This is a genomic window from Zhongshania guokunii (assembly GCF_040892635.1).
Classification (GTDB): Bacteria; Pseudomonadota; Gammaproteobacteria; order Pseudomonadales; family Spongiibacteraceae; genus Spongiibacter; species Spongiibacter guokunii.
In genome coordinates, this window is sequence record NZ_JBFRYA010000037.1 from 1 (window position 1) to 1,656 (window position 1,656).

The following is a 1,656-nucleotide window of genomic DNA, read 5'->3' on the forward strand; positions in this document are numbered from 1 at the left end:
TGCCGTTAATGGTGAAGCTAACTGTGTCACCAACGGTTGCATCGCCACCGACGGTGCCCGTCACATCAATCGAAGTACCCGCTTCCGCTGCGTTAACAATATCGTCTGCTGTGATGTCGTTAACCGTGATCGTTGCCGCAGCAGACGTATCAACCGTGTGGGTTGACGTAGTCGTTGCGGTAAATGGATTACCTGCTGCATCAGTGCCAGTCACGGTGGCATCGAAGCTGGTGTCGGCAGCCAAGTCGGCGCCGTCCACCGCAATGCTATAGGTGTTGCCAGCCAACACAGTACCGCTGTATGGCGTGCCGTTGATGGTGAAGCTAACCGTATCGCCCACTGTTGCATCGCCACCGACGGTGCCGGTGACGTTGATGCTTCCGCCAGCTTCGGCCGCGTTCACGATGTCATCTGGGGTGATGTCATTAACGGTGATTGTTGCGCTCGCTGCAGTATCAACGGTGTGGGTTGAAGTGGTCGTTGCGGTAAACGGATTACCTGCCGCGTCGGTGCCAGTCACAGTCGCATCGAAGCTGGTGTCGGCCGCCAGGTCCGCGCCATCAACGGCAATGCTGTAGGTGTTGCCGGCCAGCACGGTGCCGCTGTATGGCGTGCCGTTAATGGTGAAGCTAACTGTGTCACCAACGGTTGCATCGCCACCGACGGTGCCCGTCACATCAATCGAAGTACCCGCTTCCGCTGCGTTAACAATATCGTCTGCTGTGATGTCGTTGACCGTGATCGTTGCGGTCGCTGCGGTATCAACGGTGTGGGTTGAGGTAGTCGTTGCCGTAAATGGATTACCCGCCGCGTCTGTACCCGTTACTGTCGCATCGAAGCTCGTGTCGGCAGCTAAGTCCGCGCCATCCACCGCAATGCTGTAGGTGTTGCCCGCCAAGACAGTGCCGCTGTATGGCGTGCCGTTAATGGTGAAGCTGATTGCGTCACCAACGGTTGCATCGCCACCGACGGTGCCGGTGACGTTGATGCTTCCGCCAGCTTCGGCCACGTTCACGATGTCATCTGGGGTGATGTCATTAACGGTGATTGTTGCGCTCGCTGCCGTATCAACGGTGTGGGTTGAAGTGGTCGTTGCGGTGAACGGATTACCTGCCGCGTCGGTGCCAGTCACAGTCGCATCGAAGCTGGTATCGGCCGCCAAGTCGGCGCCATCCACCGCAATGCTATAGGTGTTGCCCGCCAGTACGGTGCCGCTGTATGGCGTGCCGTTAATGGTGAAGCTAACAGTGTCGCCCACTGTTGCATCGCCACCAACCGTACCGGTGACGTTGAGGCTTGTTCCAGCTTCAGCCGCGTTCACGATGTCATCAGGCGTGATGTCGTTGACCGTAATCATTGCAGTCGCTGCCGTATCAACGGTGTGGGTTGACGTAGTCGTAGCAGTAAATGGATTACCCGCTGCGTCAGTGCCCGTTACTGCGGCATCGAAGCTGGTGTCAGCGGCCAAATCGGCGCCATCCACCGCAATGCTGTAGGTGTTGCCCGCCAAGACAGTACCGCTGTATGGCGTGCCATTGATGGTGAAGCTGATTGCGTCGCCCACGGTAGCATCGCCGCCGACAGTACCGGTCACATCAATCGTGCTTCCGGCTTCTGCTGCATTCACGATGTCATCTGGGGTGATGTCGTTAACGG

The 1,656-nt window shown here is 57.9% G+C and carries 1 protein-coding gene; it reads right to left on the minus strand.

Features of this window, described 5'->3' with window-relative positions:
• A partial coding sequence (locus tag AB4876_RS19030) for an Ig-like domain-containing protein (protein ID WP_368383269.1) occupies nucleotides 1–1,656 on the minus strand: 1,656 nt, incomplete at both ends.